20 protein-coding genes and 2 pseudogenes are annotated in these 25,270 nt (G+C 71.3%); 18 read left to right on the forward strand and 4 right to left on the reverse strand.

Annotation, left to right across the window (positions count from 1 at the left end; genetic code table 11):
* The first annotated feature begins 36 nt into the window (after nucleotides 1-36).
* The 8 genes from LRD69_RS07635 to LRD69_RS07670 all read left to right on the forward strand — a co-directional run bounded on the left by LRD69_RS07635 (nucleotide 37) and on the right by LRD69_RS07670 (nucleotide 11,676).
* Complete coding sequence (locus tag LRD69_RS07635) at nucleotides 37-816, forward strand: adenosylcobinamide-GDP ribazoletransferase (RefSeq protein WP_277325798.1); 780 nt, start codon at nucleotides 37-39, stop codon at nucleotides 814-816.
* A gap of 313 nt (nucleotides 817-1,129) precedes the next feature.
* Entirely contained in the window at nucleotides 1,130-2,674 is a 1,545-nt protein-coding gene (locus LRD69_RS07640; protein ID WP_277325799.1) for a leucyl aminopeptidase, read from the forward strand.
* Between the two features lie 325 nt (nucleotides 2,675-2,999).
* Nucleotides 3,000-4,388 carry a dihydrolipoyl dehydrogenase gene (gene lpdA / locus LRD69_RS07645; RefSeq protein WP_267005538.1) on the forward strand — a complete coding sequence of 463 codons (1,389 nt, stop codon included), beginning with the start codon at nucleotides 3,000-3,002 and terminating at the stop codon, nucleotides 4,386-4,388.
* Nucleotides 4,389-4,487: 99 nt separating this feature from the next.
* A complete protein-coding gene (sucB, locus tag LRD69_RS07650) occupies nucleotides 4,488-6,269 on the forward strand; it encodes a 2-oxoglutarate dehydrogenase, E2 component, dihydrolipoamide succinyltransferase (protein ID WP_277325800.1) in 1,782 nt (593 codons plus the stop codon).
* A gap of 153 nt (nucleotides 6,270-6,422) precedes the next feature.
* On the forward strand, nucleotides 6,423-7,046 hold the full coding sequence (locus LRD69_RS07655; protein ID WP_277325801.1) for a GntR family transcriptional regulator: 624 nt from the start codon (nucleotides 6,423-6,425) through the stop codon (nucleotides 7,044-7,046).
* A gap of 258 nt (nucleotides 7,047-7,304) precedes the next feature.
* The gene (gene aceE / locus LRD69_RS07660) at nucleotides 7,305-9,974 is read left to right on the forward strand and encodes a pyruvate dehydrogenase (acetyl-transferring), homodimeric type (RefSeq protein WP_277325802.1); all 2,670 of its coding nucleotides are present in this window, start codon (nucleotides 7,305-7,307) and stop codon (nucleotides 9,972-9,974) included.
* A gap of 147 nt (nucleotides 9,975-10,121) precedes the next feature.
* Nucleotides 10,122-11,093 (forward strand): WYL domain-containing protein, encoded by a 972-nt coding sequence (locus tag LRD69_RS07665; RefSeq protein WP_277325803.1) that lies wholly within the window; start codon nucleotides 10,122-10,124, stop codon nucleotides 11,091-11,093.
* 61 nt (nucleotides 11,094-11,154) lie between these two features.
* Nucleotides 11,155-11,676, forward strand: a complete 522-nt coding sequence (locus LRD69_RS07670; RefSeq protein WP_277329657.1) for a DUF4240 domain-containing protein — start codon at nucleotides 11,155-11,157, stop codon at nucleotides 11,674-11,676.
* Nucleotides 11,677-11,730: 54 nt separating this feature from the next.
* On the opposite strand, the gene LRD69_RS07675 is transcribed toward LRD69_RS07670, so the two are convergent.
* Nucleotides 11,731-12,249, reverse strand: a complete 519-nt coding sequence (locus LRD69_RS07675; protein ID WP_277325804.1) for a GNAT family N-acetyltransferase — start codon at nucleotides 12,247-12,249, stop codon at nucleotides 11,731-11,733.
* 118 nt (nucleotides 12,250-12,367) lie between these two features.
* Between LRD69_RS07675 and LRD69_RS07680 the strand changes: the two genes are divergently transcribed.
* The gene (locus LRD69_RS07680) at nucleotides 12,368-13,267 is read left to right on the forward strand and encodes a TIGR01777 family oxidoreductase (RefSeq protein ID WP_277325805.1); all 900 of its coding nucleotides are present in this window, start codon (nucleotides 12,368-12,370) and stop codon (nucleotides 13,265-13,267) included.
* A 170-nt stretch (nucleotides 13,268-13,437) separates the two neighbouring features.
* Nucleotides 13,438-14,763, forward strand: coding sequence for an NAD(P)/FAD-dependent oxidoreductase (locus tag LRD69_RS07685; RefSeq protein WP_277325806.1), 1,326 nt, complete (start codon nucleotides 13,438-13,440; stop codon nucleotides 14,761-14,763).
* Nucleotides 14,764-14,852: 89 nt separating this feature from the next.
* Here LRD69_RS07685 and LRD69_RS07690 read toward each other — a convergent pair whose 3' ends face one another.
* Nucleotides 14,853-16,553 carry a regulator gene (locus LRD69_RS07690; RefSeq protein ID WP_277325807.1) on the reverse strand — a complete coding sequence of 567 codons (1,701 nt, stop codon included), beginning with the start codon at nucleotides 16,551-16,553 and terminating at the stop codon, nucleotides 14,853-14,855.
* 268 nt (nucleotides 16,554-16,821) lie between these two features.
* Between LRD69_RS07690 and lipB the strand changes: the two genes are divergently transcribed.
* The 4 genes from lipB to LRD69_RS07710 all read left to right on the forward strand — a co-directional run bounded on the left by lipB (nucleotide 16,822) and on the right by LRD69_RS07710 (nucleotide 20,022).
* Nucleotides 16,822-17,619, forward strand: a complete 798-nt coding sequence (gene lipB / locus LRD69_RS07695) for a lipoyl(octanoyl) transferase LipB (protein ID WP_277325808.1) — start codon at nucleotides 16,822-16,824, stop codon at nucleotides 17,617-17,619.
* Between the two features lie 203 nt (nucleotides 17,620-17,822).
* Nucleotides 17,823-18,788 carry a lipoyl synthase gene (gene lipA / locus LRD69_RS07700; RefSeq protein ID WP_277325809.1) on the forward strand — a complete coding sequence of 322 codons (966 nt, stop codon included), beginning with the start codon at nucleotides 17,823-17,825 and terminating at the stop codon, nucleotides 18,786-18,788.
* 303 nt (nucleotides 18,789-19,091) lie between these two features.
* Nucleotides 19,092-19,292 (forward strand): hypothetical protein, encoded by a 201-nt coding sequence (locus LRD69_RS07705; protein ID WP_277325810.1) that lies wholly within the window; start codon nucleotides 19,092-19,094, stop codon nucleotides 19,290-19,292.
* 19 nt (nucleotides 19,293-19,311) lie between these two features.
* Nucleotides 19,312-20,022 (forward strand): DUF4191 domain-containing protein, encoded by a 711-nt coding sequence (locus LRD69_RS07710; RefSeq protein ID WP_277325811.1) that lies wholly within the window; start codon nucleotides 19,312-19,314, stop codon nucleotides 20,020-20,022.
* A 113-nt stretch (nucleotides 20,023-20,135) separates the two neighbouring features.
* On the opposite strand, the gene LRD69_RS07715 is transcribed toward LRD69_RS07710, so the two are convergent.
* On the reverse strand, nucleotides 20,136-20,603 hold the full coding sequence (locus tag LRD69_RS07715) for an RDD family protein (protein WP_277325812.1): 468 nt from the start codon (nucleotides 20,601-20,603) through the stop codon (nucleotides 20,136-20,138).
* A gap of 277 nt (nucleotides 20,604-20,880) precedes the next feature.
* Between LRD69_RS07715 and glnA the strand changes: the two genes are divergently transcribed.
* On the forward strand, nucleotides 20,881-22,290 hold the full coding sequence (gene glnA / locus LRD69_RS07720) for a type I glutamate--ammonia ligase (RefSeq protein WP_277325813.1): 1,410 nt from the start codon (nucleotides 20,881-20,883) through the stop codon (nucleotides 22,288-22,290).
* 194 nt (nucleotides 22,291-22,484) lie between these two features.
* On the opposite strand, the pseudogene LRD69_RS07725 reads toward glnA, so the two are convergent.
* Nucleotides 22,485-23,111, reverse strand: a pseudogene (locus LRD69_RS07725) (substrate-binding domain-containing protein); the annotation flags it as partial.
* Between the two features lie 3 nt (nucleotides 23,112-23,114).
* Between LRD69_RS07725 and LRD69_RS07730 the strand changes: the two are divergent.
* The 3 genes and pseudogenes from LRD69_RS07730 to LRD69_RS07740 all read left to right on the forward strand — a co-directional run.
* Nucleotides 23,115-23,411, forward strand: a pseudogene (locus LRD69_RS07730) (MFS transporter); the annotation flags it as partial.
* Between the two features lie 209 nt (nucleotides 23,412-23,620).
* On the forward strand, nucleotides 23,621-24,223 hold the full coding sequence (locus LRD69_RS07735) for a TetR/AcrR family transcriptional regulator (RefSeq protein ID WP_277325814.1): 603 nt from the start codon (nucleotides 23,621-23,623) through the stop codon (nucleotides 24,221-24,223).
* Nucleotides 24,224-24,339: 116 nt separating this feature from the next.
* On the forward strand, nucleotides 24,340-25,263 hold the full coding sequence (locus tag LRD69_RS07740; RefSeq protein WP_277325815.1) for a TauD/TfdA family dioxygenase: 924 nt from the start codon (nucleotides 24,340-24,342) through the stop codon (nucleotides 25,261-25,263).
* The last annotated feature ends 7 nt before the right edge of the window (nucleotides 25,264-25,270 follow it).

The following is a 25,270-nucleotide window of genomic DNA, read 5'->3' on the forward strand; positions in this document are numbered from 1 at the left end:
ATCTATCGACCGGGCGCAGCGATTAGCCTGCGCGCCGTGACCTCCCCGAACAGCCACGGCATACGTTTCGCCATCGGCACCCTGACCGTGCTCCCCGTCCGCGTCACCCGCTGGGACCGCGAAGCGGCACGCGCCGGGATGCTGTGCGCCCCGCTCGCCGGTCTGGTGGCGGGGGTGCCGGCGGCGGTGGCCGGCGGGCTGTTGCTGCTGTCCGGCTCGGGGCCGCTGCTCGCCGCGGTGGCCTCGGCCGCGGTACCCGCGGTCCTCACCCGGGGGCTGCATCTCGACGGCCTCGCGGACACGGCGGACGGCCTCGGCAGCGGCAGACCGGCCGAGGACGCGCTGCGCATCATGAAGCAGTCGGACATTGGGCCGTTCGGTGTGATCACCCTGCTGTTCGTGCTGCTGGCCCAGGTCGCCGTCCTCCAGCAGCTGTACGCGCAGGGCTGGACGCACGGCGCGGTGGCCGCGGTCGTCGCCGGGGTCACCGCCCGGCTGGGGCTCACGCTGGCGTCCCGTCAGGGCGTGCCGCCGGCCCGGCCGGAGGGGCTGGGCGCTGCCGTGGCGGGCACGGTTCCGGTGCCGTGGGCGGCGGGTGCGGCCGTGCTGGTGGTGGCCGCGTGCGCGGGGGCGGGGGCGGTGTTCGGGGGGTACGGGGCCCTGCACCACGGGCTTGCGGTGATGGGCGGGCTGGTGGGCGCGCAGGTGGTGCTGCGGCACTGCGTGCGCAGGTTCGGCGGGGTGACGGGGGATGTGTTCGGGGCGGTCGCGGAAGTGGCGGCGACGGGGGCGCTGGTAGTGCTGGCCGTGGGGTGAGGGGCCGCCGTCGGCCGTTGCGTCCTCCGCCACCGGACGGGCTCGATACGCGCGCCGGGCGCCCTGCTCGTCCGTGCATCTCCAACCGCCCCTGCGGACAAGGCAGGTTCCGGCACCGCACCCCCGGTCCGGACCGGCCGGAGACGCGGCCGTGCGCACGAACAGACCGCAGACGGCCCGCCGCCGTGATCGGACGGCGCAGGCGCGCGTAGGCTCGTTCCCGGCACATTGCGGCCGCGTCTACGATGCGCCGGGCACGGTCGGCCCACCCCTCGACCGACAACGAACTCAACGGAAGCGAGATTTCACCACCGTGACTGCTCTCACTCTCAGCACTGCCGGTGCGGCGACGCTGCGCGCCGACGCACTCGTCGTCGGCGTCGCCAAGGGAGCCAAGGGCCCGGTCGTCGCACCGGGTGCCGAGGCCGTGGACAAGGCGTTCGACGGAAAGCTCGCCACCGTCCTGGAGACCCTGGGCGCCTCCGGTGCCGAGGGCGAAGTGACCAAGCTGCCCGCGCCGGCCGGCCTCAAGGTCCCGGTCGTCGTCGCGGTCGGACTCGGTCCGGTCCCGGAGAAGGACGTGGCATTCGACGGCGAGGCGCTGCGCCGTGCCGCCGGCTCCGCCGCGCGTGCGCTGACCGGTGCGAAGAAGGCCGGCTTCGCGCTGCCCATCGTCTCGGTCGAGGACGCCGAGGCCGTCGCCGAGGGCGCGCTCCTGGGCGCGTACGCCTTCACCGCGTACCAGGGCGGCGAGAACAAGCTCGCCCCGAAGAACAAGCAGAACGGCAACGGCGCGAAGCTGCCGCTCGCCGAGGTCGCCCTGCTCGGCACCAAGCCGCGCGACAAGGCCTTCAAGGCGTCCGCCGAGCGCGCCGTCGCGCTCGTCGAGGAGATCAACCGCGCCCGCGACCTGATCAACACCCCGCCGAACGACCTGTACCCCGAGTCCTTCGCCGCCGTGGCCACGGCCGCCGGCAAGGAGCACGGCATCAAGGTGCAGGTCCTCGACGAGAAGGCGCTCGTCAAGGGCGGCTACGGCGGTCTGCTGGGCGTCGGCCAGGGCTCCACCCACGGCCCCCGCCTGGTGAAGCTCGCCTACACGCACCCGAAGGCGGAGAAGACCCTGGCCCTGGTCGGCAAGGGCATCACCTACGACTCGGGCGGCATCTCGCTGAAGCCGGCCGGTCACAACGAGACGATGAAGTGCGACATGAGCGGCGCCGCCGCCGTGTTCGCCGCCGTCGTCGCGGCCGCCCGTCTGGGCCTCCAGGTCAACGTCACCGGCTGGCTGGCGCTCGCCGAGAACATGCCGTCCGGCAGCGCGACCCGTCCGGGCGACGTGCTGCACATGTACAGCGGCAAGACCGTCGAGGTCCTCAACACGGACGCCGAGGGCCGGCTCGTCCTCGCCGACGCGCTCACCCGGGCCTCCGAGGAGAACCCGGACGCGATCGTCGACGTGGCGACCCTGACCGGCGCGATGGTCCTGGCACTGGGCCACCGCACGTTCGGCATCATGGCGAACGACGACTCCTTCCGTACCTCCATCCACGAGATCGCCGAGGAGGTCGGCGAGGCCTCCTGGCCGATGCCGCTCCCGGCCGACCTGCGCAAGGGCATGGACTCCCCGACCGCCGACATCGCCAACATGGGCGAGCGGATGGGCGGCGGCCTTGTGGCCGGTCTGTTCCTGAAGGAGTTCGTGGGCGAGGGCATCGCCTGGGCGCACCTGGACATCGCGGGCCCGGCCTTCCACGAGGGTGCCCCGTTCGGCTACACGCCGAAGGGCGGCACCGGCTCCGCGATCCGCACGCTGGTGAAGCTGGCGGAGCGCACCGCCTCCGGAGACCTCGGCTGAGTCTGTTCGGCGTGCGGCCCCGGGCATATGTCCGGGGCCGCACGTGTTCTTCTGCCGGCACCGTTGCGCCGACTCACCCGGGTTTCGCTCTGGACGAAATCAGGATGTCTCTACGCACTGGTAACCAGCCGGGACGGACGATCGTCCGTCCCGGACCCGGGCCCCGCGTCCCGCCCGCCGTCAACAAGTGCGAAGATGGGTTCTCGGCAGGACAGGGCCCCCACCACAGGGCCGAACAACAAAAGCGGCCGAACACCAGCCGACCGGCCGGTCACACCCCAGCGACGGGGCCCGGCGTACGGCGCACATGCATGGAGGACGTGACGTGGCGAACGACGCCAGCACCGTTTTCGACCTAGTGATCCTCGGCGGTGGTAGCGGCGGTTATGCCGCGGCCCTGCGCGGAGCGCAGCTGGGCCTGGACGTCGCTCTGATCGAGAAGGGCAAGGTCGGCGGCACCTGCCTGCACAACGGCTGCATCCCGACGAAGGCGCTGCTGCACGCCGGCGAGATCGCCGACCAGGCACGCGAGGCCGGCCAGTTCGGTGTCAAGGCCACCTTCGAGGGCATCGACATCGAGGCCGTCCACAAGTACAAGGACGAAGTGATCACCGGCCTGTACAAGGGCCTGCAGGGTCTGATCGCCTCGCGCAAGGTGACGTACATCGAGGGCGAGGGACGGCTCTCCTCCCCCACCTCCGTGGACGTGAACGGCCAGCGCATCCAGGGCCGCCACGTGCTCCTGGCGACCGGCTCCGTGCCGAAGTCGCTGCCGGGCCTGGAGATCGACGGCAACCGCATCATCTCCTCGGACCACGCGCTGAAGCTGGACCGCGTCCCGCAGTCCGCGATCGTGCTCGGCGGCGGCGTCATCGGCGTCGAGTTCGCCTCGGCGTGGAAGTCCTTCGGCACCGACGTCACCATCGTCGAGGGCCTGAAGCACCTCGTCCCGGTCGAGGACGAGAACAGCTCGAAGCTTCTTGAGCGCGCTTTCCGCAAGCGCGGCATCAAGTTCAACCTCGGCACCTTCTTCCAGAAGGCCGAGTACACCGAGAACGGTGTGCGGGTCACCCTCGCCGACGGCAAGACCTTCGAGGCGGAGGTGCTGCTCGTCGCTATCGGCCGCGGCCCGGTCTCGCAGGGTCTGGGCTACGAGGAGGCCGGCGTCGCGATGGACCGCGGCTATGTCCTCGTCGACGAGTACATGCAGACCAACGTCCCGACCATCTCGGCCGTGGGCGACCTGGCCCCGACTCTCCAGCTCGCGCACGTCGGCTTCGCCGAGGGCATGCTGGTGGCGGAGCGGCTGGCCGGCCAGAAGGTCGTTCCGATCGACTACGACGGTGTCCCGCGGGTGACGTACTGCCACCCCGAGGTCGCCTCCGTGGGCATCACCGAGGCCAAGGCCAAGGAGCTCTACGGCGCGGACAAGGTCGTCGCTCTGAAGTACAACCTCGCGGGCAACGGCAAGAGCAAGATCCTCAAGACCGCGGGCGAGATCAAGCTCGTCCAGGTCAAGGACGGTGCCGTGGTCGGCGTCCACATGGTCGGTGACCGTATGGGCGAGCAGGTCGGCGAAGCCCAGCTGATCTACAACTGGGAGGCGCTGCCGGCCGAGGTCGCGCAGCTCGTCCACGCGCACCCGACGCAGAACGAGGCGCTCGGCGAGGCCCACCTGGCTCTGGCCGGCAAGCCCCTGCACTCCCACGACTGATCCGGTCAGGGCGCGACGACCGACACTTCCGCACTTCCCCGGGCTCACAAGCCCGATCGCGAGCCCGGGGAGACCACATCCTTAGGAGCAACTGAAACCATGTCGGTTTCCGTAACCCTTCCGGCGCTCGGCGAGAGCGTCACCGAGGGAACTGTCACCCGCTGGCTGAAGGCCGAGGGCGAGCGCGTCGAGGCCGACGAGCCGCTGCTCGAGGTCTCGACCGACAAGGTCGACACCGAGATCCCGGCCCCCGCGGCCGGCATCCTCGCGTCCATCAAGGTCGCCGAGGACGAGACCGTCGAGGTCGGCGCCGAGCTGGCCATCATCGACGACGGCACGGGCGCAGCCGCCCCGGCCGCCGCCCCGGCCGCGGAGCCCGTGGCCGCGCCTGCCGCTGCCGCTCCGGCCCCCGTCGCCGAGGCCCCTGCCGCTGCCCCGGCCCCCGCGGCCGCCGCCCCGGCCGGTGGCGCCGCCGGTACCGACGTCACCCTTCCGGCGCTCGGCGAGAGCGTCACCGAGGGCACCGTCACCCGCTGGCTGAAGGAGGTCGGCGAGGAGGTCACGGAGGACGAGCCGCTGCTCGAGGTCTCCACGGACAAGGTCGACACCGAGATCCCGGCCCCGGTCTCCGGCGTGCTGCTGGAGATCGTGGTCGCCGAGGACGAGACCGCCGAGGTCGGCGCCAAGCTCGCCGTCATCGGTGCCGCGGGCGCTGCCCCGGCTCCGGCCGCTCCGGCCCCCGTGGCCGCCCCGGCTCCGGCCGCCCCGGCCCCCGTGGCCGCTCCGGCCCCGGTCGCCCCCGCCCCGGTCGCTCCGGCCGCCCCCGCTCCGGCTCCGGCCCCGGTGGCGCCCGCCGCCCCGGTCGCCGCTCCGGCGCCCGTGGCCGCTGCTCCGGTCGCAGCTCCGGCTCCGGTCACCCCGGTCGCCCCGGCCGCGCCCGCCGGTGACGACGGCGCGTACGTCACGCCGCTGGTCCGCAAGCTCGCCGCCGAGAACGGTGTCGACCTCGCTGCGGTCAAGGGCACCGGCGTCGGTGGCCGTATCCGCAAGCAGGACGTCGTCGCCGCTGCCGAGGCCGCCAAGGCCGCCGCAGCTGCTCCGGCCCCCGTCGCGGCTGCCCCGGCGGGCGCGAAGGCGCCGAAGCTGGAGGCGTCCCCGCTGCGCGGTCAGACGGTCAAGATGACCCGCATGCGCAAGGTCATCGGCGACAACATGATGAAGGCGCTGCACTCGCAGGCCCAGCTGACCTCGGTCCTCGAGGTCGACATCACCAAGCTGATGAAGCTGCGCAACCAGGCGAAGGCCGGCTTCGCCGCCCGTGAGGGCGTCAAGCTGTCCCCGATGCCGTTCTTCGTGAAGGCGGCGGCCCAGGCGCTGAAGGCCCACCCGGTCATCAACGCCCGGATCAACGAGGACGAGGGCACCATCACGTACTTCGACTCGGAGAACATCGGCATCGCCGTGGACGCCGAGAAGGGTCTGATGACGCCGGTCATCAAGGGTGCGGGCGACCTGAACATCGCCGGTATCGCGAAGAAGACCGCCGAGCTGGCCGGCAAGGCCCGCGGTGGCGGCCTGACCCCGGACGACATGTCCGGTGCCACCTTCACCATCAGCAACACCGGTTCGCGCGGTGCGCTGTTCGACACCGTCATCGTGCCTCCGAACCAGGCCGCCATCCTGGGCATCGGTGCCACGGTCCGCCGCCCGGTGGTCATCGACCACCCGGACCTCGGCGAGACGATCGCGGTGCGCGACATGACGTACCTCTCGCTCTCCTACGACCACCGGCTGGTGGACGGCGCGGACGCCGCCCGCTACCTGACCGCGGTCAAGGCGATCCTCGAGGCCGGCGAGTTCGAGATGGAGCTCGGCCTGTAAGGCGGAGCGTGGCTCGTTGTAACCAGCCTCACCAGCGGCGCCCCCGTCCGGAACACTTCCGGTCGGGGGCGCCGCCGTATTGTCTAGACACCACCGGTCGCCGCTGCGACGCCGACCGGACAGGCAGCGTCGGTTTCCCCGAAGGAGCCCCTCATGACCCCGCCCGTCGTCCACTCGCTGCGCGAACAGATCCGCGAGCACATCGTGGACGGGATCGTCAGCGGGCGCTGGAAGCCGGGCGAGCGGATCGTGGAGCGGCGGATCGCCACCGAGCTGGAGGTCAGTCAGACACCCGTGCGCGAGGCACTGCGTGAGCTGGAGACCCTCCGGCTGATCGAGTCGGCGCCCAACAAGGGCGTACGGGTACGGAATCTGACGGCGGCCGATCTGGAGGAGTCGTACCCCGTACGGGCCGGCCTGGAGCAGATCGCGGCGGAGCTGGCGGCCCCGGTGCTCGGTGAGGACTGCTCGCGACTGTCGCCGCACGTGGCGGCGCTGTACGAGGCCGACCGGCTGGCCGACGGCGAGGCACAGGTGCGGCACACGGTGGCGTTCCACCGGGAGCTGGTACGGGCCGCCGGGAACGCCGTACTGCTGCACACCTGGGAGGGGCTGGGCATCGAGGTGTTCACGGCACTCTCGATCCGCTGGCTGGGGACGGTGCAGAAGTCGTACGCGGAGGAGCACGAGGCGCTCATCGACGCGTTTCTGCGGAAGGACCCGGACATCGGTGTGCTGGTGAAGGCGCACGTCCTGGGGTGTGCGCCGCGCGCCTGAGGCCGGCGCACAGATGGGCGGACAGGCGCTCGACCGGGCAGCCGACCGCCCGTTTTGATCATATTTTCGGCGTCACTCCGTGCCGCCAATCGGGGCACCGGATGCCAATTTCTTCATATCGAGAAGTTTTGCCCTCCAGCCTTTGATCGATCATCGATCAGCGATTTACAGTTCACTTCGCGGGCCCACCGGCCCCATCGCTCTGTCCTGCCAGATAGGGCCTTTCTCCACCCCCCTCCTCTCCGGAAGGCGGCGATCATGACCGACCCCGTAGGAAAGCTTCCGAGCGAGCTCGATCAGCTCCCGGACCGTGACCCGGAGGAGACCGCTGAATGGGCGGCCTCCCTCGATGCCGTCACCAGGGCCGCGGGCCCGCACCGCGCTGCGTACCTGATGCGCCGCTCGCTCCAGCACGCCGAGGGTGCCGGTCTCGCGCTGCCCAAGCTGCTGGAGACCGATTACGTCAACTCCATCCCGACCGCCGCCGAGCCCGCGTTCGACGGCGACCTGGAGATGGAATCCAAGATCACCGCCTGGAACCGCTGGAACGCGGCCGCGATGGTCACCCGTGGCGCCAAGCTCGGCGTGGGCGGCCACATAGCGACCTTCGCCTCGGCGGCCTGGCTGTACGAGACCGGCTTCAACCACTTCTTCCGCGGCAAGGAGGGGGACGGCTCCGGCGACCAGCTCTACATCCAGGGCCACGCCTCCCCCGGCATCTACGCCCGCGCCTTCCTCGACGGCCGGCTCAGCGAGCAGCAGCTCGACAACTTCCGCCAGGAGGCGGGCGGTGACGGTCTGCCGTCCTACCCGCACCCGCGGCGGCTGCCCTGGCTGTGGGAGTTCCCCACCGTGTCGATGGGTCTCGGCCCGCTCTCGGCCATCTACCAGGCGCGCTTCAACCGCTATCTGGCCAACCGCAGCATCAAGGACACGTCGAACTCGCACGTCTGGGCGTTCCTGGGCGACGGCGAGATGGACGAGCCCGAGTCGACCGCGGCCCTCGCCCTCGCGGCGCGCGAGAAGCTCGACAACCTGACCTTCGTCATCAACTGCAACCTGCAGCGCCTCGACGGTCCGGTCCGCGCCAACTTCCGGGTGGTCCAGGAGCTGGAGGGCGCGTTCCGCGGAGCCGGCTGGAACGTCATCAAGACGCTCTGGGGCAGCGCCTGGGACGAGCTGTTCCAGCTGGACACCACCGGTGCGCTGGTCCGCCGGCTGCGGCAGGTACCGGACGCCCAGTTCCAGACGTACGCCACCCGCGACGTCGCGTACATCCGTGAGCACTTCTTCGGCGCCGAGCCCGCGCTCGCCGAGATGGCGAAGCTGCTCACCGACGCGAAGATCGCCGAGTGCTTCTACACCTCCCGCGGCGGCCACGAGGCCCGCAAGGTGTACGCGGCGTACCGGGCGGCCGTCGAGCACAAGGGCGCGCCGACCGTGATCCTCGCGCAGACGGTGAAGGGCTACACGCTCGGCAAGGGCTTCGAGTCCAAGAACGCCAACCACCAGATGAAGAAGCTGTCGATCGACGAGTTCAAGGGCATGCGCGAGCTGCTCGGACTCCCGATCCCGGACAGCGCCTTCGCCGACGGCCAGGTGCCCTACGGCCACCCGGGCGCGGACTCCCCCGAGGTCCGCTACCTCCAGGAGCGCCGCGCCGCCCTCGGCGGCCCCGCCCCGGCCCGCCGGGTGCACGCGGTGGCGCTGCCGCAGCCCGAGGAGCGGGCGTTCGCCGCGCTGAAGAAGGGGTCCGGCAAGCAGGAGATGGCCACCACCATGGCCTTCGTGCGCCTGGTCAAGGACCTGATGCGGGACAAGGAGACCGGCAGGCGCTGGGTTCCGATCGTCCCGGACGAGGCCCGCACCTTCGGTATGGAGTCGCTGTTCCCGTCGGCCGGCATCTACTCGCCGCTGGGCCAGACGTACGAGCCGGTCGACCGCGACCAGCTGATGTACTACAAGGAGGCCAAGGACGGCCAGATCCTCAACGAGGGGATCACCGAGGCCGGGGCCATGGCCGACTTCATCGCCGCGTCGACGTCGTACGCGACGCACGGCGAGACGATGATCCCCTTCTACATCTTCTACTCGATGTTCGGCTGGCAGCGGACCGGCGACCAGATGTGGCAGCTCGCCGACCAGCTCGGCAAGGGCTTCATCGTCGGCGCCACGGCGGGCCGTACGACGCTGACGGGTGAGGGCCTCCAGCACGCGGACGGCCACTCGCACCTGATCGCGGCCACGAACCCGGCGTCGCTCAACTACGACCCGGCGTTCGCGTACGAGATCGCGGTGATCGTCAAGGACGGTCTGCGCAGGATGTACGGCCCCGAGGCCGAGAACGTCTTCTACTACCTGACGGTCTACAACGAGCCGAAGCCGCAGCCCGCGATGCCGGAGGGCGTCGAGGACGGCATCGTCAAGGGTCTCTACCGCTTCAAGGAGGGCACGCCCGCCTCGGCGGACGCGCCTCGCCTGCAGCTGCTGGCCTCCGGTACGGCGATCCACTGGGCCCTGGAGGCCCAGGAGCTGCTCGCCGCGGACTGGGGTGTCACGGCCGACGTCTGGTCCGCCACGTCCTGGGGCGAGCTGCGCCGCGAGGCGCTGGAATGCGACGAGGCGCTGCTCCGCGGTGAGCAGCGGGTGCCGTACGTGACGCAGGCCCTGTCCGGTGCGCCGGGCCCGGTCCTCGCCGTCAGCGACTGGATGCGTCAGGTCCCGGACCAGATCAGCCAGTGGGTGGAGCAGGACTGGTCCTCGCTCGGCACGGACGGGTTCGGCCTGTCCGACACCCGTGACGCGGCCCGCCGTCACTTCGGTGTCGACGCCCAGTCGGTCGCGGTCGCGGCGCTGGCCCAGCTGGCGCGGCGCGGCGAGGTGCCCGCGTCGGCGGTCAAGGAGGCACGGGACCGGTACGGGCTGTGAGGTGAGGGCGGCCGGGTGAGCCCGGCCGCCGTTGCGCCCTCGATCGCCGGGCAGGCTTGGTCTTCAAGCGGGCCCGGCGGTCGGGGGCGTCCTTGCAGGCCCGCTGGGGCAGGCGTTGGGGGATGAGGGGCACGGCACACTTGCCCCATGCGTGCTGCCCGGCTCATCAAGATGGTGCTGCTCCTCCAGTCCCGGCCCGCCATGACCGCCGCCGAGCTCGCCCAGGAGCTGGAGGTGTCCGAGCGGACCGTCGCCCGGGACGCCCAGGCGCTCTCCGAGGCGGGCGTTCCGGTGTACGCGGAACGGGGGCGGGTCGGCGGGTACCGGCTGGTGGGCGGGTACCGGACCGGGCTCACCGGGCTCGCCCGCAACGAGGCCGAAGCGCTCTTCCTCTCCGGACTGCCGTCCGCGCTGCGCGAGATGGGGCTGGAGGACGCCGCGTCGGCTGCCCGGCTCAAGGTGTCCGCCGCGCTGCTCCCCTCGCTGCGGAACGCCTCCGCCACGGCGGCTCAGCGGTTCCATCTGGACGCCCCCGGCTGGTACCAGGAGCCCGTGACGCCCGATCTGCTGCCCGCCGTCGCGGAGGCCGTCTGGGACGACCGGATCGTCCGGGCCCGCTACCGGCGCGGTGGGACCGGCAGCGAGGCGGAGCGGGTACTGGAGCCGTATGGGCTCGTTCTCAAGGCCGGGGTCTGGTACCTCTGCGCCCGCGCCGGAACCGACGTCCGGGTGTACCGGATCGACCGGTTCACGGCGGTGGCCGTGTCCGGTGAACGGTTCGTCCGGGACGAGGACTTCGACCTGCCGGGGTTCTGGGACGAGCGGGCCGCGCAGTTCGCCCGGTCGATCCTGCGGACCGAGGTGACGGCAAGGGTGTCGGAGGCGGGCGCGGGCCGGTTGCCGCATGTGGTGGACCGCGCGGCCGCCCTCGAGGCGCTGGACGCCGCCGGCCCGCCCGACGGCGACGGATGGCGCACGGTCGTCCTGCCGGTCGAGTCGCTGGATGTCGCGTACAGCCAGCTGCTGGCCCTGGGGCCGGAGTTGGAGGTGCTCGAACCGGCCGCTCTGCGGAGCCGGTTCGGCGCTACCGCCGAACGGCTGAGCGACCTTTATCGCTGAGGGCTTCTTTTCGGTGTCTGAGCGTGCGTCGCCTGCCGTCAAGGCCGATGCTTGTCCCGTGATGGACGAGACGGAGTTCTGGGAGATCATCGACAACACCCGCGAGGCCGCCGAGGGCGACCCCGAGGACCATGCCGACCTGCTCGTCGAACGGCTGGTGCAGCTCGATCCCGAATCCGTGCTGGACTTCGCCCGGCACTTCGAGGCGCGCTACAACCGCGCGTACCGCTGGGACGTGTGGGGCGCCGCCGCCGTGCTGCTCGGCGGCGCGAGCGACGACGCCTTCGACTTCTTCCGCTGCTGGCTGATCGGCCAGGGCCGGGAGGTCTTCGAGGGGGCGGTGCACGATCCGGACAGCCTCGCCGACCTCCTCGACGACTTCGACGAGGAGGTCGACGGGGACGCCGAGGAGCTCGGCTACTCCGCCGACGAGGCGTACGAGCAGCTCACCGGCATCGTCACGCCCGACCTCGGCCTTCCGCCGCAGCCCACCGAGCCGGAGGGCACCCCGTTCGCCTTCGAGGACGACACGGCTCTGGCGCAGCGGTTCCCGCTGCTCTGGGAGCGGTTCGGCACCGCGTGACCCGCCCCGCCCGCGCTGCGCACCGTCCGGTGCCGGGCCGCCCGGGATCCCTGCTCACGAGGTGAGCGAACGGCCCATCAGCACGTCGTCGACGTACCGTCCCGCGAGGAGGAACTCACCGGGCAGTACACCCTCGACGACGAACCCCTCCGACTCGTACAGCGCACGCGCGGGCGCATTGTGCCCGAGCACCCGCAGCGTCATCCGGCTCGCGCCCTCGCCGCGTGCCGCCGCGAGCGCGGCGCGCAGCAGTCCCCTGGCGACACCGCGGCCACGTGCCCAGTCGGCCACCGCCAGGCCCTGTATCTGGCGCACATGGGTGTGGCAGGCCAGCGGAGTCGGCAGGACGACCCTGATGTACCCGGCGATGCGCACCTCGCCCGCCGCGTCCTGCGCCTCGGCGACGAGCAGGTGTTCGGGCCGGCTGCGGTCGCTGAAGAACGGCTCGTACGGCGGCTGCGGCCGCGACTGAACCGAGTGCAGGGTCGACCAGGTGGCCCGGTCGAGTTCGCCGAGTGCGGTGTCGTCGCTGAGAAGCGCGGGGCGGACGGGGTGGGTGCGGTGTTCGGCCATGCGCGTCACTGTGCCATGGCCCCTCCGGTGCCGTCACTGCATATCCGCCGCGCCCGGGCCGAGGACCGGAGCCGTCGGAGGCGAGGCGCCTCACCCGCCCCTGCGGCAGGATGGGGCCATGGTGCACTCCCGAATTGCTGTCACCGGATCCACCGGGCTCATCGGAGCGGCGCTGGTGCGCTCGCTGCGGGCCGACGGACACGAGGTCGTACGCCTGGTCCGGCGCCCGGCGCGTGTCGGGGACGAGGTCGAATGGGACCCGAAGCGGGGTTACGTCGACGTGGCGGGCCTGGTCGGCTGCGACGCCGTCGTCCATCTCGCCGGTGCCGGGGTCGGCGACCACCGGTGGACGGAGAAGTACAAGAAGGAGATCCGGGACAGCCGGGTGCTGGGGACGGCTGCGATCGCCGAGGCGGTGGTCTCTCTCGACGTGCCGCCGAAGGTTCTGCTGGCCGGGTCGGCGATCGGCTACTACGGCGACACCGGGGACCGCTCGGTCGACGAGAGCGCGCCGCACGGCACGGGGTTCCTGCCGTCCGTCTGCGTGGAGTGGGAGGCGGCCGCGGCCCCGGCGCAGGAGGCGGGCGTACGGACGGTGTTCGCGCGCACCGGGCTGGTGGTCGCCGGGTCGGGCGGTGCCTGGGGGCGGCTGTTCCCGTTGTTCCGGGCGGGGCTCGGCGGTCGGCTCGGCAACGGGCACCAGTACTGGAGCTTCATCGCGCTGCACGACCACATCGCCGCCATGCGGCACATCCTCGACACGCAGTCGATGTCGGGACCGGTGAATCTGACGGGGCCCGACCCCGTGACCAATGGTGAGGTGACGGCCGCGATGGGGCGGGTGCTGCGCCGCCCGACGCTGTTCACGGTCCCGTCGCCCGCGCTCCGGATCGCCCTGGGGGACTTCGCGGAGGATGTGCTGGGCAGTCAGCGGGTGCTGCCCAAGCGGCTGCTGGAGTCGGGGTTCACGTTCGCCTTCCCCGGGATCGACGCCGCCATTCGCGCGGCGCTGCGCTGAATCCATCCGGGCGAATCACACGGATGTGCGACCCCGTGCACCGGTGCCCCGGGCCGCGCGCGTCTGCGCCCGCACCGTACCGCTCCTAGCCTCATGGCGAACTCGGGCATTCCGGGGGCCTGTTGGGGGCAAGAGCCTCCCAGCAGTCGCGCCGACTCGGGGAGGGGCACGTGCTCAGCACGGCACACCACGCGGACGTCGTCATCATCGGGGCCGGGATCGCCGGCCTGTCAGCCGCCCATCAACTCATCAGTGCGGGGGTGAGCGTCAGTGTCCTGGAGGCCGGCCCACGGGTCGGCGGCCGGATGACCACTGCGGACGTGGACGGGTTCCGGCTCGACCACATCGGCCCGCTTCTCAGTACCTCGTATCCGGAACTGGGTACGACGCCCGGTCTCGAAGGGCTCGTGCTGCGGAACTTCGCTCCGGGGGTGCTCGTCCACAGCGAGGGCCGCCAGTACCGGACGGGCGATGTCCGGCGCGGACGGAACACACGGCGCGCGCGGGGCGCACTCAAGGCGGCGCGCGCCCTTGCGAGCGCCCCCCGTCCGCCGATGGGCGGGCCGATCGACCAGGCCCGGCTCGGGGCGGCCCTGGCACGGCTCGCCGCCACCCCGGCCGCCCGCATCCTGGCCCGGCCGGAACGGACCGCGCACGCCTCGCTGTCCACCCGCGGTCTGCCGTCCCGCACCGTCCACGGCTTTCTGCGCCCGCTGCTCACCTCGCTGCTGAGCGACCCCGCACTCACCACATCGAGCCGGTGCGCGGATCTCGCCCTGCGCAGCTATGCGCGCGGCCGGCTGTGCGTACCGTCCGGCGGTTCGGCCACGCTGCCCGAACTGCTGGCGGCGGCCCTGCCGCCCGGCACCGTACGGACCGGGGTGCATGTCACCGGCGCCGACATCACGTCGGTCCGCACCAAGGAGCACGGCGAACTGGGCTGCCGTTCCCTGCTGCTGGCCACCGGTGCGGGCGCCGCCGCCGAGCTGCTGCCCGGCCTGCGGGTGCCGTCCTTCCACCCGGTGACGGTCCTGCACCACACCGCCCCCGCTCCCCCGCCGGCCGGCGCCTCCCTGCTGCTGGACGCCGACCGGTCGGGCCCGGTCGCCCACACCTGCGTGATGAGCGAGGTCGACCCGTCCCGCGCGCCGGACGGGCGCACGCTGATCACATCGACCGTGCTCGGCACCCCGCCGCAGGACCTCGACCGGTCGGTCCGCACCCACCTCGCCACGCTCTACGGCACGCCCACGGACGACTGGGAGCTCCTGGACGCCCACCACGATCCGGAGGCGGTCCCCGCCATGCCGCCCCCGCACGATCTGCGCCGCCCGGTGCGGCTGCTCGCCGGGCTGTACGTGTGCGGCGACCACCGGGACACGAGCACGGTGCAGGGCGCCCTGTTCTCGGGCCGCCGCGCCGCGCACGCCGTTCTGAACGACCTGGGCATCCGGCGCGCGACCGATGCGGTGGCCGGGTTGCGCGAGGCGGCCTGAGAACGCACGGTACGGGCTGGTGCGGGAGCGGCTTGCGCCGCTCCCGCACCAGCCCGTACCGGCGGCGCTGCCCGGTCACCCCGAAGCGGTCACCCGAGGGCCGCGACCCGCTCGCGGTACCCACGTACCGCAGCCGCGTCCTTGTACGGCTCGAGCCGGCGCTCGAACTCCCTCACGTACTCCGTCGCCCTCACCGACCGCATCTCGGCCGCCTGGTGGGCCGCCTCCGCGCCGAGCAGACACGCCTGGTCGAGCTCACCGAGCCCGAGCCGGGCGGACGCCAGCACCACCCGGCAGAACAGCCTGCTCCGGGCGTACACGGGGGCGCGCAGCTGGAGCGAGCGCTCCGCGTGCTGCGCGGCGGCCCGGTACTGCTGCAGATCGCGGTGGCAGTGCCCGAACTCGTCGGCGAGCTGCGCCTCGTCGAAGTAGCGCGCCCACGAGGGCACGTCGTCGCCGGGCCGGGCGGTCTCCAGCGCGTGCTCGGCCCGCGCCAGCGAGGCCGCGCACGTCCTGGCCTCTCCGAGCACCCCGTGCCCGCGCGCCTCGACGGCGTGCAGCAGGGCCATGACGACGGGCGGCGCCGAGGAGCCGATGCCCTGCTGGGCTACGCGCGCCAGCTGCACGGCCTCTCTGCCGTGGCCGAGATACACCGCCTGCCGGCTCATGGTGATCAGGACATAACTGCCGTACGCCCGGTCCCCCGCGGCCTGTGCGAGCCGCAGCGCCTGGACGAAGTAGCGCTGGGCGAGGCCGTGCGCCGCGATGTCGTACGAGGTCCAGCCCGCCAGCCGGGTCAGATCGGCGGCCGCCGAGAAGAGCTGCCGCCCGATGGCCTCCCCATAGGTCCCGCGGAGCATCGGCTCGGCCTCGTGCTCCAGATAGCGGACGAGTGCCTGACGGGCGTGGCCGCCACCGTAGGTGTGGTCGAGGGTGCGGAAGAGTTCACCGACGGAGCGCAGGGCGGCGACATCGCCGCTGCCGACCTTCTGGCCGGAGCCGCGGTCCGCCTGGCGCTGCCGGGGGACGCTCGGGGCGCCGGGCGCCGGCGGCACGAGGTGGACCAGGGGCGGGGGGTACGGCCCGGGCGAGGAGAGCGGCCCGGCGGGCCTGACCGGTGCGGGCCCGCGGGTCCCGGGCCTGCCGCCGGACGTCACGGCCCCGTTCTGCCCGTTCGCCCCGTGCCATCCGTGCGCACCCTTGGCGCCGCGGGCTCCGTTGAGCCCGGCCGGCCCGCGGGGCCCGCCGACCACGGGCGCCCCCTGCGTCCCGCGGGCGCCCGCGCCCCCACCGTGCTCACCGGCTCCACCGCCGGGCGCAGCCGCCTCGCCGTTTCCCCGGGCCACCCACTCGTCGGCCCGTCCGATCAGCCAGTCCCGGCTGGGCACCACGAGCCCCGCCGGGGTGAAGGCGATCTTCCGCAGCTCCGCCTGGCTGCCCGAGTCCTTCCGCCACAGCCCGCTGACGATGTCCACCGCCTCGCCGGGCGTCGCGGCGAACTCCAGACCGGCGTAGACGGGCGCGCAGGCGTCGAGGCCCAGATCCTGCGCAGAGAGCCTGCGGCCGAGCCGCCGGGTGAAGACCTCGGCGATCAGGGCGGGGGTGGTCCCGCGCGGCTGCTGGCCCCTCAGCCAGCGGGTCACGGAGGTTTTGTCGTACCGCAGATCGAGGCCGTGCTCCAGGCCGAGCTGGTCGACCCGCCGTGCGAGACCGGCGTTCGAGAATCCCGCTTCGGTGATGAGCGAGGCGAGCTGGCGGTTGGGGGTGCGCTGCGGAGGTCGTTCCGACATCAGCTGTACGGTCTCCTGCCTTCGGGGCCGCGCGGGCGGCCCTTATGGAACGGCGCGAATTTAGCGGCACCTACGGCGGTCGCAGCCTCGTTGGCTTCACATTCATCCGATCGTGTGAGGATTGAGGGCGGCGCTGACGGGAACAACCTGCCGGCCCTTCGCTTCCGGGGCGGTCGTACAGTGGCACGGGGCGCGAATCACTGCATGGTGACCAGGCGTCGGGGACACCCCCCGGCTTCCCGGCACCGTAAGTAGGAAGGCATCTGTCGTGAGTGAGCTTCGGTTCGTCCGGCTGGGATTCGGCGAGGAAGCCGTCGACTACCAGGAAGCCTGGCAGAAGCAGCGCGAGGTGCACGCGGCCCGGTTCGAGGACACGGTTCCCGACACCTGCCTGCTGCTGGAGCACCCGCCGGTGTACACGGCCGGACGCCGCACGATCGACAGCGAGCGCCCGCTGGACGGCACTCCGGTCATCGATGTGGACCGCGGCGGCAAGATCACCTGGCACGGTCCCGGGCAGCTCGTCGGCTACCCGATCCAGAAGCTGCCGCGACCGGTGGACGTCGTGGCACATGTCCGCCGCCTGGAGGACGCGCTGATCCGCACCGCTGCCGAGTTCGGCCTGGAGACCAGCCGGGTCGAGGGCCGCAGCGGGGTCTGGGTCCTGGGCGACCCGATCGAGGAGCGTCCGGCCATCGGCGGCCTGTCGCTCGACTTCGACCCGCGGCTGCACGACGAGGAGTTCGACCCGCGGCTGAACGGCCCCGAGTACGCCCCGTCCAACGCCGGCCAGCGCCGCGAGGACCGCAAGCTGGCGGCGATCGGCATCCGGGTCGCCAAGGGCGTGACCATGCACGGCTTCGCCCTGAATGTGAACCCGGACAACACCTGGTTCGACCGGATCGTGCCGTGCGGCATCCGCGACGCCGGTGTGACGTCCCTCTCGTACGAGCTGGGGCGCGAGATCACCATCGCCGAAGTGCTCCCGGTCGCCGAGAAGCACCTCCGGGACGTCCTGGAGAACGCGCGGCTCGCCCCTCGCGAGATCGACCGCGCCTCGGCCTGACCCGGCCCGCCTCCGGCTCCTTCGGCAGGTGAGGAGCGGGGGCCCGGGGGCTGAGCCCCCGACCGTTGCCCACGGACCCGGCCGTCCCGGGAATGGCCCGGTCCGCTCCCTGGTTGCCCAGGGGTGAGGGCCACACCCCGGCCGTACAAATAGCGGGCGTACCCTGGTGTTCGCCGAAGAATCGAAGTCGTAGGGAGCCGGACGTGTCCGCTGTCGCACCCGACGGGCGCAAGATGTTGCGCCTGGAGGTCCGGAACAGCCAGACCCCCATCGAGCGCAAGCCCGAGTGGATCAAAACCCGGGCGAAGATGGGCCCCGAGTACAACCAGCTGCAGAAGCTCGTGAAGAGCGAGGGTCTGCACACGGTGTGCCAGGAGGCCGGCTGCCCCAACATCTTCGAATGCTGGGAGGACCGGGAGGCCACCTTCCTCATCGGTGGCGACCAGTGCACCCGCCGCTGTGACTTCTGTCAGATCGACACGGGCAAGCCGCAGGCGCTGGACCGGGACGAACCCCGCCGCGTCGGCGAGTCCGTCGTCTCGATGGACCTGAACTACGCCACCATCACCGGCGTCGCCCGCGACGACCTCGAGGACGGCGGCGCCTGGCTGTACGCGGAGACCGTGCGCCAGATCCACGCGCTGACGGCGGGACGCGAGGCCGGCGCCACCAAGGTGGAGCTGCTGATCCCCGACTTCAACGCGGAGCCCGCACAGCTCGCCGAGGTCTTCTCCTCGCGCCCCGAGGTGCTGGCGCACAACGTCGAGACGGTGCCCCGGATCTTCAAGCGGATCCGCCCCGGCTTCCGTTACGAGCGCTCCCTCGAGGTCATCACGCGGGCCCGCGAGGCCGGTCTGGTGACCAAGTCCAACCTCATCCTCGGCATGGGCGAGACCCGCGAGGAGGTGAGCGAGGCGCTCCAGGACCTGTACGACGCGGGGTGCGAGCTCATCACGATCACCCAGTACCTGCGGCCTTCCGTGCGCCACCACCCGGTCGAGCGCTGGGTGAAGCCGCACGAGTTCGTGGAGCTCAAGGAGGAGGCCGACGAGATCGGCTACTCCGGTGTGATGTCCGGACCGCTGGTCCGTTCCTCGTACCGCGCCGGACGCCTCTTCCAGCAGGCGATCGAGCGTCGCGGCGCCGCCGCCCCGACGCCCGCGGTGTGATCCTGACCGTGTGAAACCGAGCACAAGAAGCTACCGAGCGGTAGTGGCTGAATCGACGCGGCCCATACGCTCCCCGCAGGTCGGGGACGCGTATGGGCCGTCTCAACGTGCGCGACGCCCGTATCAAGGTTTCATTGGTGTTTGACCGACCGGTCATGCGCTGGTAACACCGAGCAGTGACCCTGGATTCACGCAGCGCAGTGGTTCGCATACCTGCCGCCGTCGCTGCTCCCCGTGTCCAGCCGCGCAATTCGTTTCCGCAACAGATCCACTTCGCGCATCCGTTCCGAGGGGACTTCCACGATGCAGGCCGTGCCCGTACGCGCCAACGCCATTCCGTCAGTCACCAATGCTCTTCGCGCCGTCGAGTCGCTGCTGCTGAGCAGTGGCCAGCGCACCGCCCGCCGTAACGCCTGGACGGCGGTCCTGGAGGACCGCCGCCGGGCCAAGGACCGGGTGGAGACCGCCTACGTACTGGAGGCCGTGGCCGACCACCGGTCGTAGGCCACGTAAACTTCAGTACATGGCGAGGCAGGCAAACACTGACGGCGCGGACAGCGCCGAGAACGCGGGGCGGCTCAAGCAGATCGCCCTGACCTACAAGATGACCCGGCGGACCGACCCGAAGATCGGTCTTGTCGTCGCGGGTGTGGGAATCGTCACCTTCGGTGTCCTCCTCGCCATCGGCTTCTTGATCAAGCACCCGATCTACCTGGGCATCCTGGGCTTCGTGCTGGCCCTCCTCGCGATGGCGATCGTCTTCGGGCGACGTGCCGAGCGGGCGGCCTTCGGGCAGATGGAGGGACAGCCCGGCGCTGCGGCGGCGGTGCTGGACCGGGTGGGCCGTGGCTGGACCACGACGCCCGCGGTCGCGATGAACCGCAACCAGGACGTCGTCCACCGCGCCGTCGGCAAGGCCGGCATCGTGCTGGTCGGCGAGGGCAACCCGAACCGGGTGAAGACCCTGCTGGCGGCCGAGAAGAAGCGGATGGCCCGCATCGTCGTGGACGTACCGGTGCACGACATCATCGTCGGCAACGACGAGAGCCAGGGCCAGGTGCCGCTGAAGAAGGTCCGCACCAAGATGCTGAAGCTGCCGCGGGTCCTTGCCGGCCCGCAGGTGACGGCGGCCAACGACCGGCTCCGGGCCATGGGCGACCTGATGAGCAACATGCCGCTGCCGAAGGGCCCGATGCCGAAGGGCATGCGGATGCCGCGCGGCAAGATGCGCTGACACCCTTCACCGCACGGACGCAACCAGACGAAGAGGGCGGGTCCCCGAACCACTCAGGTTCGGGGACCCGCCCTCTTCGTCTTCTCGTTGTTCTCCGCTACGTCACACCCGGATCAGATCCGCACCTGAACGGCGCGGGCCAGCCGGTCGTGCAGCCCGCGGCCGTCGCGGTCCCAGACCAGGGCCGGGACCGCCAGGCAGAGCAGCACGCTCCGGACGACCACCCGCACGGTACCGAGCCGGCCGCCGCCCTCGGCGACCACCCGGATGCCCAGGATCCGCTTGCCCGGCGTGCAGCCGATGGTGCCGACGGTGAGCACACTCAGCACGAGGAAGACGCCGAGCGCCCAGTTCCCTGCCGCCTGCTGGTCACCGCGAGCGAACAGTCCGTATGCGATCAGCATGCAGAGGGCCCAGTCGATGAAGAGGGCGCCGAAGCGCCGGCCGAGCGGGGCGATGGAACCCGGGCCCTCCTCGGGCAGACCGAGCCGCTTGCCCCGGTACCCGAAGTCGATGCCCATGTCCTCGGCTGCCGCGCGCGGCCCGGAGAGCCACGATCCGATTGCTTGCCTGTTGTCCACCCGACCACGGTACTGCGCCCGCCCGTACGGCTTGCGGGGTGGGGCCCATGGCCACTACGCGTCACGGCCCCCGCCACGGCCCGGACCGGCACGCTCCCGTGACCTGGACGCGGTTCCCGGATGTCACCCGCACCCGGCCCGGTTAACTTCGGCGAAACAAATGGGTCATGCTTGAGAAATCCGGTCTGCCTATGGTCGGGTCCAGCGTGTGCCACCGCACTGGCCGCACCACGAGCTGCAACCCCGCCCTTCCCGGGTCGGGAGTAGGAGGAGTTGGATGTTCCAGAACGCCGACGACGCGAAGAAGTACATCGCCGACGAAGACGTCAAGTTCATCGATGTCCGGTTCTGTGACCTGCCTGGTGTGATGCAGCACTTCACCATCCCGGCAGCGGCCTTCGACCCGACCGAGGAACTGGCCTTCGACGGCTCGTCGATCCGCGGCTTCCAGGCCATCCACGAGTCCGACATGGCGCTCCGCGCGGACCTGTCGACCGCCCGTGTCGACCCCTTCCGCCGCGACAAGACCGTCAACATCAACTTCTTCATCCACGACCCGATCACCGGCGAGCAGTACAGCCGTGACCCGCGCAACGTGGCCAAGAAGGCCGAGGCGTACCTCGCCTCCACCGGTATCGCCGACACCGCGTACTTCGGTCCCGAGGCCGAGTTCTACGTCTTCGACAACGTCCGCTTCCAGACGTCGGCGAACGAGAGCTTCTACCACATCGACTCCGAGGCCGGCGCCTGGAACACCGGTTCCGAAGAGAACAACCGTGGTTACAAGGTCCGCTACAAGGGCGGCTACTTCCCGGTCCCGCCGGTCGACCACTTCGCCGACCTGCGTGCCGAGATCTCCCTGGAGCTGGACAAGAACGGCCTCCAGGTCGAGCGCCAGCACCACGAGGTCGGCACCGCCGGCCAGGCCGAGATCAACTACAAGTTCAACACGCTGCTCGCCGCGGCCGACGACCTGATGCTCTTCAAGTACATCGTGAAGAACGTCGCCTGGCGCAACGGCAAGACCGCGACCTTCATGCCGAAGCCGATCTTCGGTGACAACGGCTCGGGCATGCACGTCCACCAGTCCCTGTGGGCCGGCGGCGACCCGCTGTTCTACGACGAGCAGGGTTACGCGGGCCTCTCGGACATGGCCCGCTACTACATCGGCGGCATCCTCAAGCACGCCCCGTCGCTCCTCGCCTTCACGAACCCGACGGTGAACTCGTACCACCGCCTGGTCCCCGGCTTCGAGGCCCCGGTCAACATGGTCTACTCGCAGCGCAACCGCTCGGCCGCGATGCGCATCCCGATCACGGGCTCGAACCCGAAGGCCAAGCGCGTCGAGTTCCGCGCCCCGGACCCGTCGTCCAACCCGTACCTGGCCTTCTCGGCGCTGCTGATGGCCGGCCTCGACGGTGTGAAGAACAAGATCGAGCCGGCCGAGCCGATCGACAAGGACCTCTACGAGCTGGCTCCCGAGGAGCACGCGAACGTCCAGCAGGTCCCGACCTCGCTCCCGGCCGTTCTGGACGCGCTGGAGGCCGACCACGAGTACCTGCTCGCCGGTGGCGTCTTCACGTCCGACCTGATCGAGACGTGGATCGACTACAAGCGGACGAACGAGATCGCCCCGATCCAGCTGCGCCCGCACCCGCACGAGTTCGAGCTGTACTTCGACATCTAAGAACGCCGCAGGTCAGAGCGGGTTTCTGCTCGCCTGGGCCGGCTGTGGGCCGTCGGTCGTGCCCTTCCCTCACCGGAAGGCGCGGCCGACGGCCTTTTCCGTGGGTGCCGATCGGGCTGCGGCGGACAGCGCCCCGCGATCGCCGTCGTCCGTGCCGCAGGCGGCGTCGATGCCCCCGTGCACGGTCCTGGCCGTCATGCCCAGGCCGGTGTCCAGGTCCCGGCGTCGCCGTGGTCGAACCGCCCGGGGCAGAAGTGGTCGCGGAGCGCGGCAAGCGCCGGGTGCAGGTTGTCGCGGTGCCATACCAGTGAGTGCGGGTAGACCGGTGTCGGATTGCGCACGGCAATCCGCAGCAGCCCGTGGTCGGCGGGCCAGACGAGGCGTGTCCGCTCGCCGACGAAGGTCGCCAGCGAGCGGGAGTCGGTGATGGTGTCCAGCAGGGGCTCGGTGCCGAAGTCGGGGCCGGTGACCTCGATGGTGAGTCCGAACGCCGCGGCGAGGTCGCCGTAGTACGCGGCCCACTCGGTTCCGGGAACGATGCCGGGCATCCAGATCCGGTGCCCGACGAGCTCGGCGGGCGCAACCGCGCGGGCGCCGGCGAACGCGTGGGCCGGTCCGGTCAGAAGCTGGACGGGCTCGTCGAAGGCCCGGGCGGCCACGATGCCGTCGGGAAGCTGCCGGCCGGGCATGGGGACGGCGCGGAAGGACGCGTCGATCGTGCCGGACCGGATGGCGTCGATGGCCGCGTCGGCGTCGAAGAGGGTCACGACATCGAGCTCGACCTCGGGGTGCGCGCGATGGAAGTCGCGCAGCAGAGCGGCCTCGGCCTGGTGACCTGCTGCGACCTGTTCAACCCGGTACTGGCCACCTACCGGCTCGACCGGACCGACCCCGACCGGGTCGCCCGCACCCTGTCCGCATGGTCGGTCAGCAGCAGCGCCGCCATCGCGGCCCTGACCGCCGTGTGGGGTCTGCTGGCCGCCGTCACCGGCCCCCGCACCGCGATCGCGATCGCCGGCGTCCTCCTCCTCGCCACCCCGCTGCTCCTTCCGCGCCAGGACCACACGTCACCGCAGGAAAGCGTCGACCAGGCACCGCGGGAACGGAGAACGCTCGCGTAAGCACTCCTCCGCGCTCGACACCGCGCACACCGCCCTGACCGTCATGGACCATCAGCCCGCGGTGCTCGCCCTTCTGCCCGGCGGTGGGGCTGCGAAGCCCGGCTGTCCGGTGGCCGGCGCGGCGCGCGGGGCGTTCTCCGTGCCGGTTCCGGGAGCGCGGAGGGGGAGCGACCTGGTTGGCGTGCAGGACGAACTCGTAGGGTCGGGGCATGGTCGAAAAGCAGACTCGGGGCGCAGCACGGGGGCCGGGGCGTCCCCGGGAGGAGCGGGTCACCCGCGCGGTGCTCGACGCGGTGCTCGCGCTGGTCGCGGAGCAGGGGATGAGCGCGCTCACGATGGACGCCGTGGCCGTGCGGGCGGAGGTGAGCAAGCCGGCCATCTACCGGCGCTGGCCCACCAAGCAGGACCTGATCATCGCGGCCGCCGAGTCGCGCGTCGGCGCTCTGCACATTCCCGATCTGGGGGACTTCCGCGCCGAGCTGCGGGCCGTGCTCGCCGCACGTGTCGAGGTGTACCGGACGCCCGGGATGGACCGCCTGATCGCAGGAGTCTTCGGCGCCGCGTCCGAGGCGGGAGCCGGGCGCAGCGCGTACGGGGCGTACATCGCCCGGGTCATGGGCCAGACCGGGCGCATCCTGGAGCGCGGCATCGCCCGCGGGGATGTGCGGCCGGACACCGACGTCCGGGCCGCGGCCACCATGGTGGCCGCGCCGTTGGTGTTCCGCCTGGTGGCGGAACAGGAGCTGCCGGACAGTCACCTGGTGGACGCGGTGATCGAGCTGATCGGGCGCGCCGTGGGGGTGCAGCACTGACCGCGAGCCGATTCTCTCCGCGGTCATGAAATTGAGAGACGCAGGCTCTTGCCATGGCATGCCCGAATATCGATACTCCCCGTAACGAATTAATCCTCACCGCGGAGGAAGCACCCATGGCCTCAGTCGTCGCCACCCCCCAGCCCGTCCTCGACAAGCCACTGATGCGCTACGGGCACCGTGTCCTGGACCGCACCGCCCCGGGCAGCCCCGCAGCGGAGTACCGGATTCTGGGCGTCCACCCGCTCACCCCCCACATCGGCGCCGAGATCAGCGGAGTCGACCTCGCGCAGCCGATCGGTGACGAACTCGCCGAGGAGCTGCGGCAAGCACTGCTGGAGTGGAAGGTGATCTTCCTCCGTGACCAGCACCGCTTCGCTTCCGAGCACCACGTCGCGCTCGCAGCGGTGTGGGGGGAGCCGGAGGTGAACCCGTTCTTCCCCAAGGGCGACACCGTCGGCGTCTCCCGGCTGGCCAAGGACGCCATGGCCATCGGCAACGAGAACATCTGGCACAGCGACCACTCCTTCATGGCCGCGCCCGCCCTGGGTTCCGTGCTGCGCGCCGTCGAGGTGCCACCGGCCGGCGGCGACACGATGTGGGCGGACATGGCGGTCGCCTACGACAACCTCTCCGAGTCGATGAAGGCCCGGATCGACGGACTCACGGCAGTCCACGACTGGGTGCCCAGCTGGGGGTCGCTGATGACCGAGGAGCAGGTCACCCGGTTCCGGGAGACCCTGCCGCCCGTGGAGCACCCGGTCGTCGTCCGGCACCCGCAGTCCGGACGCAAGGTGCTCTACGTCAACGAGCCCTTCACCACGCGGATCGTCGGCCTGTCCGACGCCGAGAGCCGTGAACTGCTCGACGAACTCGTCCTCCAGGCCCGAATCCCCGAGTTCCAGGTGCGTTTCCGCTGGCAGCCGGACTCCGTCGCGATCTGGGACAACATCGCGGTCCAGCACTACGCGATCAACGACTACTACCCGCAGCGGCGCGTCATGGAGCGCATCGCGGTCGCGGGAGTCCCGCTCTCCTGAGGTCTCT

Origin of the sequence: Streptomyces sp. JH14 (assembly GCF_029428675.1) — a bacterium.
GTDB lineage: Bacteria > Actinomycetota > Actinomycetes > Streptomycetales > Streptomycetaceae > Streptomyces.

Excerpts from the sequence above, each read along its gene's own strand:
- LRD69_RS07680 (WP_277325805.1), top strand. The coding sequence starts at position 12,368 with ATGGTGCACTCCCGAATTGCTGTCACCGGATCCACCGGGCTCATCGGA.
- LRD69_RS07665 (WP_277325803.1), top strand. The coding sequence starts at position 10,122 with ATGCGTGCTGCCCGGCTCATCAAGATGGTGCTGCTCCTCCAGTCCCGG.
- LRD69_RS07670 (WP_277329657.1), top strand. The coding sequence starts at position 11,155 with ATGGACGAGACGGAGTTCTGGGAGATCATCGACAACACCCGCGAGGCC.
- LRD69_RS07705 (WP_277325810.1), top strand. The coding sequence starts at position 19,092 with ATGCAGGCCGTGCCCGTACGCGCCAACGCCATTCCGTCAGTCACCAAT.
- LRD69_RS07735 (WP_277325814.1), top strand. The coding sequence starts at position 23,621 with ATGGTCGAAAAGCAGACTCGGGGCGCAGCACGGGGGCCGGGGCGTCCC.
- LRD69_RS07655 (WP_277325801.1), top strand. The coding sequence starts at position 6,423 with ATGACCCCGCCCGTCGTCCACTCGCTGCGCGAACAGATCCGCGAGCAC.
- aceE (WP_277325802.1), top strand. The coding sequence starts at position 7,305 with ATGACCGACCCCGTAGGAAAGCTTCCGAGCGAGCTCGATCAGCTCCCG.
- LRD69_RS07710 (WP_277325811.1), top strand. The coding sequence starts at position 19,312 with ATGGCGAGGCAGGCAAACACTGACGGCGCGGACAGCGCCGAGAACGCG.
- glnA (WP_277325813.1), top strand. The coding sequence starts at position 20,881 with ATGTTCCAGAACGCCGACGACGCGAAGAAGTACATCGCCGACGAAGAC.
- LRD69_RS07690 (WP_277325807.1), bottom strand. The coding sequence starts at position 16,553 with ATGTCGGAACGACCTCCGCAGCGCACCCCCAACCGCCAGCTCGCCTCG.
- sucB (WP_277325800.1), top strand. The coding sequence starts at position 4,488 with ATGTCGGTTTCCGTAACCCTTCCGGCGCTCGGCGAGAGCGTCACCGAG.
- LRD69_RS07675 (WP_277325804.1), bottom strand. The coding sequence starts at position 12,249 with ATGGCCGAACACCGCACCCACCCCGTCCGCCCCGCGCTTCTCAGCGAC.
- LRD69_RS07740 (WP_277325815.1), top strand. The coding sequence starts at position 24,340 with ATGGCCTCAGTCGTCGCCACCCCCCAGCCCGTCCTCGACAAGCCACTG.